The sequence below is a fragment of the Nitrospira sp. BLG_2 genome (assembly GCF_049222245.1).
The window spans coordinates 1-5855 of sequence record NZ_JBLYIG010000401.1 but is presented as its reverse complement, the minus strand read 5'-3'; the positions used below and the strand labels follow the sequence as shown (position 1 = coordinate 5855).

5 protein-coding genes are annotated in these 5855 nt (G+C 55.8%); 3 read left to right on the top strand and 2 right to left on the bottom strand.

The features are described from left to right. The coding region (locus ACOSYY_RS11065; protein ID WP_421662419.1) for a fatty acid cis/trans isomerase at window positions 1-650 on the bottom strand (650 nt) is incomplete at its 3' end. A gap of 314 nt (window positions 651-964) precedes the next feature. After that, window positions 965-2125, bottom strand: a complete 1161-nt coding sequence (locus ACOSYY_RS11060) for a PQQ-dependent sugar dehydrogenase (protein WP_421662418.1) — start codon at window positions 2123-2125, stop codon at window positions 965-967. A gap of 270 nt (window positions 2126-2395) precedes the next feature. Here ACOSYY_RS11060 and ACOSYY_RS11055 point away from each other — a divergent pair, with 270 nt between their 5' ends. From ACOSYY_RS11055 to ACOSYY_RS11045, 3 genes are all read left to right on the top strand, one after another. Beyond that, window positions 2396-4453 carry a sodium-translocating pyrophosphatase gene (locus ACOSYY_RS11055; protein ID WP_421662417.1) on the top strand — a complete coding sequence of 686 codons (2058 nt, stop codon included), beginning with the start codon at window positions 2396-2398 and terminating at the stop codon, window positions 4451-4453. A gap of 179 nt (window positions 4454-4632) precedes the next feature. Beyond that, entirely contained in the window at window positions 4633-4830 is a 198-nt protein-coding gene (locus ACOSYY_RS11050; RefSeq protein ID WP_421662416.1) for a ubiquitin-like protein Pup, read from the top strand. A gap of 157 nt (window positions 4831-4987) precedes the next feature. Beyond that, a partial coding sequence (locus ACOSYY_RS11045; RefSeq protein ID WP_421662415.1) for a single-stranded-DNA-specific exonuclease RecJ occupies window positions 4988-5855 on the top strand: 868 nt, incomplete at its 3' end.

Below are 5855 nucleotides of genomic sequence, written 5' to 3'. Positions count from 1 at the left end.
GAGTGCTCCACATCATTCAGGCCCGGCAAGCCATAGGGCATGCCCCAGAGCGGGTAGTCAGCGCTAAAGGAATTGAACTCGGACTCGGTGGGACATTGCTGTTTCCGATCGAGCGACAAGTCGAATGATTCGGGGAGCAATGGCTGAGACGGAAGCGGGTGGGCCCGCTTGAGCGTCAGCATGCGGGGGAGTACCGCGGCGCTGCGGGCTTCCTCGGTCGCATGCGCATGCTCCTGCATGACCGGGAAAAAGTGTTTCTTGCGCCAGTCCGCGACCGAATGGGCATCCTCGAATAGCCTGGTCTGTTCCGCCGTGCGAAGTCGTGTGATGTCGTAGATGGGCTTCTTGTGTGCGCCGCGTACGATGCCCTCATAGGCGCTCAGGTTCAATTGACAAGGCGCGTCATAGCAGCCATGGCAGACCGCGCAGCGGCGTTCGAAGATCGGTTGCACATCCCGCCAATAGTCGACGGCTGCGCTGCCGGCTGTCGCGGAAGGAGGCGTGGCCGGTTCCACCGGTCCTGATGGCGTAGAGCATCCGGTGAGGCTCCAGACAAGAAGACTCGCACATAACCAGCCGGCTGTGACGAGGCAAGGAGGCCGGATTATCGAGAGCTCCGTCTCGTCCTCAACAATACCTGTGTGTCTCATCGGTGCGCTCTCCTTCGTTCCATAGCCGACCGGAGACTGTAACATAACTCCGCTGGAAATAGCCGAGCACTGGCGCTGATCCCGTTTCGGGACAGGGCTTCAACAGAGCAGAAGACTTCCTCTACCATCTGGGTTCCGGTGTGGAATCCCGCCCCAAGCTCGACTGTGATGGAAGATGCGAAGCGTATGGAGCGGATTGTTTTCTCGATCCTTAACCGATTTAACCTGGATGGGCTCATGCACCCCGAGTTTATTCAACTAAGTGGTGCGACATTACAAAGAGGAGTTGTGGGGTCACCTATATGGAAAGAGTTCTAGTTCGGGACGATCCGAGATACGTTGCCGCCCTGGGTCAAAATATAGAGTTCTCCCAAGGCATCTTGGCCGAAGCTGGTGAGTGAAGGGGCAGCAAGCAGCGGCCATTCCCTTTGTTCGAGAGCAGAGCCGTTATTGAAGCGGAAACTGCGGACAAAACCGGCGCAGAAATCTGCATAGAAATAGGTCCCTTGGATCGCCGGCGCTGCTTGGCCGCGATACACGTAACCGCCGGTAACGGAGCAAGCTCCGTTGTCGTGTGTATATTCTATAGTCGGCAACGTGAGTGTTCCGTTATTACAGTCAGCGGTTGGGTTAAAACATGCTGAGCCTTCCATCAGTCGCCAACCGTAATTGAGTCCTCTTCCGGCGTTGAGGCCTGACGATACATTAATCTCCTCTCGGGCGCCTTGGCCGACGTCGCCGAGATACAGGTCGTCTCCATCGAACGAAAAACGCCACGGATTACGTAATCCATAGCTCCAGATCAGCGGATCGCCTCCACTGAGGACGAAAGGGTTGAGTGTTCCATTGGTGCAGGCTATCCCGGTGGTCGGATCGATACGGAGCAGTTTTCCCAATCGGCTTGCGGGATTTTGGGCGTTATTGTTCGGGTCCCCTGAGCTTCCCCCGTCTCCAACGGCAGCGTACAGGCAACCATCCGATCCGAATGCCAACATGCCTCCGTTATGATTGGCGAAGGTTGGATGAGGAATGGACACTAAGATGACCTGTGAAGTCGGTTCAGCGATATTGACATCGGTTGACGACACCAAAAATCGAGCAATAGTGATCGCCCCATTGGCGTCGGTATAGTGAGTGTAGAACCGACCATTGGCATTGTAGTTTGGGTCAAAGGTCAAACCCAGTAATCCTCGTTCCCCTCCGCTCGTGACGCCGGTCAGTGTTAGAAATGTCGAAAGCACGTTCCCGGTTGCCCGATCGAGAACTCTAATAGCGCCTCCCTGTTCCAGGACAAACAGGCGATTCGCATCCCCAGGGGGAGCGGTCAAGAATACCGGGGAGTTCAGATTGCTCGCGATGGTTTGGAGTTTCAAAGTGGTTGAGGCCGGGGTGCCGTCCTGTGTGTCACTTTCTCCTCCGCATGCAGTGAGGAGGCTGGTGAAACACAAAGTGGTCCAAAGTATAAACCTTCTCATGGGCAAACCCTTGTGTTGTTTGAAAGTATCCACATCCTACCATTCCTTCTGCTATCAAAGCCCTAGTCTATCCAGATCGGCAAAGGGAGTCTTTTGCCCTTGATCCGCTCAGTAGGACTCTAATAGAATGGCCCAGCTTTTTGGGTGGTTAGCTTCGAGTTCGACTCCGCCCGCCTTGGATTTGCCCACTCTCGCATGTGCTTTAGATGGGTTGAAGCCACGGAGTGCCGTGTGACATAAAGAGCCCGTTTAACCACAGGAGGATTTCCCGTGAGTGACTCAGCGATTATTACGTTTGCCCTCATAGCAGCCGTGGCTGGTATTGCCTATGGGCTGTACCTCGCAATGTGGGTGTTCAGGCTCGACGCCGGCAACGCCAAGATGCAGGAAATTGCGAAGGCCATTCAAGAAGGTGCCGGCGCCTATATGAATCGTCAGTACAAGACCGTCGGATATGTGGCGGCAGGCCTGTTTGTCATCCTGGCGGCTGCCGGAGCCGTGTCGGATAAATTTGGTCTGATCACTGCCGTCGGCTTTTTGGTCGGCGCGGGAGCTTCGGCCATCGCCGGCTACGTGGGCATGATTATCGCGGTTCGAGCGAATGTGCGGACGGCCCAAGCAGCCCATAACGGCATGAATGCAGCTCTGACCGTGGCATTCCGTGGTGGCGCAGTGACCGGTTTGTTGCTGATCGGTCTGGGACTTCTGGCTATTACCGGGTTCTACACCATCGCTGAATCCGTAGCCGGACAGGAGAAAGCCATTCATGCGTTGCTCAGTCTTGGATTCGGGGGCAGTCTCATCTCCGTCTTCGCACGCGTCGGTGGCGGTATCTACACGAAGGCAGCCGACGTCGGTGCCGACTTGGTCGGCAAAGTGGAGGCGGGCATTCCGGAAGATGATCCGCGGAATCCGGCCGTCATCGCTGATAACGTCGGTGACAATGTGGGAGATTGCGCGGGAATGGCGGCAGACCTGTTTGAAACCTATGCCGTAACCACCGTGGCGGCGATGGTGCTGGCCTTCACCATGTTCAAGGGATCTACGGCCCCCATCCTCTATCCGTTGGCGCTCGGCGGTGTGACGATTTTCGCGACCATCATCGGCATTCTCTTTGTGAAGGTCTCCCCTGGCGGGGAGATCATGACGGCGCTTTACAAAGGCTTGTTCGTAGCCGGCGGCATTGCGGCTATCGCGTTTTTCCCGATCACCTCAAAGATCATGGACGGCGTGGGTGGCGTCAGTGGGATGAACTACTATTTCGCGGCATTGATCGGATTGGCCGTCACGTTGGCGCTCGTGTTCATTACCGACTATTACACGTCCAAGAACTATGAGCCGGTGAAGTACATTGCAAAAGCGAGCGAAACCGGCCATGCAACGAACATCATCGCCGGCTTGGCGGTCGGCATGCAGTCGACGGCGGCGCCGGTCGTGGTGATTGCAGCGGCGATTCTCGGTAGCTACTGGATTTGCGGTGGCGCGGAGTCAGGCGGGTTGTACGGTGTGGCAGTGGCGGCAGTGGCCATGCTCTCAATGGCCGGTATCGTCGTGGCGATCGATGCGTTTGGCCCGATCACCGACAATGCCGGAGGGATTGCCGAAATGTCGCATTTAGGCAAAGAAGTTCGCGATATCACCGATCCGTTGGATGCCGTCGGCAACACGACGAAGGCCGTGACGAAAGGTTATGCGATCGGGTCCGCCGGTTTGGCGGCAGTGGTACTCTTCGCCGAATATTCCCGGGAAGTCGCGGCGCATAATCCGGCCCTGGCTGCATTCGATCTGTCAAATCCCAAAGTCTTGGTTGGTCTCTTTCTCGGTGGGATGCTTCCGTTTATCTTCAGTTCACTGTGTATGCGGGCCGTCGGCGAAGCGGGGGGCTTGATCGTGGAAGAAGTGCGGCGGCAGTTCAGAACGATCAAGGGCATTATGGAGGGTACAGGCAAGCCGGAGTACGGCACCTGCGTCGACATCGTGACCCAAGCGGCGATTCAGAAGATGATGATCCCCGGTTTGATTCCGGTGGTTTCGCCAGTGATCGTCGGTTTGGTGCTTGGCCCCCAAGCGCTTGGCGGTGTGCTGGTCGGTAGCATTGTAACCGGCTTATTCGTCGCAATTTCCATGACGAGCGGTGGAGGTGCGTGGGACAACGCCAAGAAATTCATCGAGGAGCAGGGCTTGAAGGGGACTGACACACATAAAGCAGCAGTTACCGGCGACACGGTGGGTGATCCGTATAAGGATACGGCGGGACCGGCTGTGAACCCGATGATCAAGGTCATCAATATCGTTGCCTTGCTCATCGTATCGCTGATCGCACGTTAAGTTATTGCACAAGTATCTGGGAATACCGAGATGCAGAAGCGCCGAGTCTCATCTGGGGCTCGGCGCTTTTCGTTTCACACCCTGTCTTGACGGGTTTCGGTACCCTAGGGTATGGTGAGGTTATCACTGGAGTAATCGGCTGATCTTGAGGGTTCCCCTGGTCCACGGGAGGTGCTCGGATGGAAAAGCAAGAACGAAAGCAAGAAACCAGGCGAGAGCCGCAAGGAAAGGAAGAAGTCAAGGCAAATCCCAAGGTCGTCGAAGCCGGCAAGAAGATCAAGGACGATATCGACAAGCTGGTCGATGAAATTGATGATGTCCTTGAAAAAAACGCTGAAGAATTTGTGAAGAACTACGTTCAGAAAGGAGGAGAATAGCGCTGATCTCATCCTCCCTGCTCCCTCTCGCCTCGTCCTAGGCCTTCTCCAAGGCCGTTGGTTTGACAAAGCAGAAACGACTTATTACAGTCTTCGTCGTTCCCCTGAGATTCGTGGTCTGAATCGTGAGGCGGCCCAGGCTCTTAAGGAGGCGGGGATGAAGTCTAAGCTCTGGGTCGTTCGCCAGGTCGATCCGATCCAACGAGGCCTCTTATCACAGGCCTTATCAATCTCCTCGGCTACTGCCTCGTTGTTGCTCAACCGGGGTGTCACGAACGTGGACCAGGCGACAGCCTGGATGTCTTCCCTCCGGAACCATGATCCCTTCTTGATTCCCGATATGGAATCGGCGGTTGACCGTCTGTATCTGGCCATGCAACGGCGCGAGGTCGTATGTTTTTATGGAGATTACGATGTCGACGGCATGTCCGCCACGAGTATTTATCTTTCATTTTTCAGAGGCCTCGGCGCCAAAGTCCGGGCCTATGTTCCCCATCGTGTGCGTGAAGGATATGGACTCAACGAAAATGCAGTTCGGACCTTGGCGAAAGAGGGTGTCTCCTTATTGGTGACTTCCGATTGCGGAACGACGTCTCATCGTGAGATCGGCCTTGCCAATCAATTGGGTGTCGATGTCGTCGTAACCGACCACCATCAAAGCGGCATGGAAATGCCTCCGGCGTTGGCGGTGATGAATCCGCATCGACCCGAAGCCCAATATCCCTTTCATGGGCTTTGTTCCGGTGGTCTGGCGTACAAGGTTGCCCAGGCATATGACATAAAGTACGGATCCGGTTCGGCGCCTCTGGGATCGCTATTGGATTTGGTCGCGCTTGCCACGATTGCTGATGTGGTTCCGCTTCAAGACGAAAATCGACTATTCGTTCGAGAAGGTCTCGCTCAGATTTCACGGGGGGCGCGCTGCGGCATACGGGCCTTGAAGCATGTCGCCGGTATCAGCCGCGAATGCACGACGGAAACCATCGCGTTTACACTTGGGCCTCGGCTCAATGCCGCAGGCCGAT

Excerpts from the sequence above, each read along its gene's own strand:
- ACOSYY_RS11060 (WP_421662418.1), bottom strand. The coding sequence starts at position 2,125 with ATGAGAAGGTTTATACTTTGGACCACTTTGTGTTTCACCAGCCTCCTC.
- ACOSYY_RS11050 (WP_421662416.1), top strand. The coding sequence starts at position 4,633 with ATGGAAAAGCAAGAACGAAAGCAAGAAACCAGGCGAGAGCCGCAAGGA.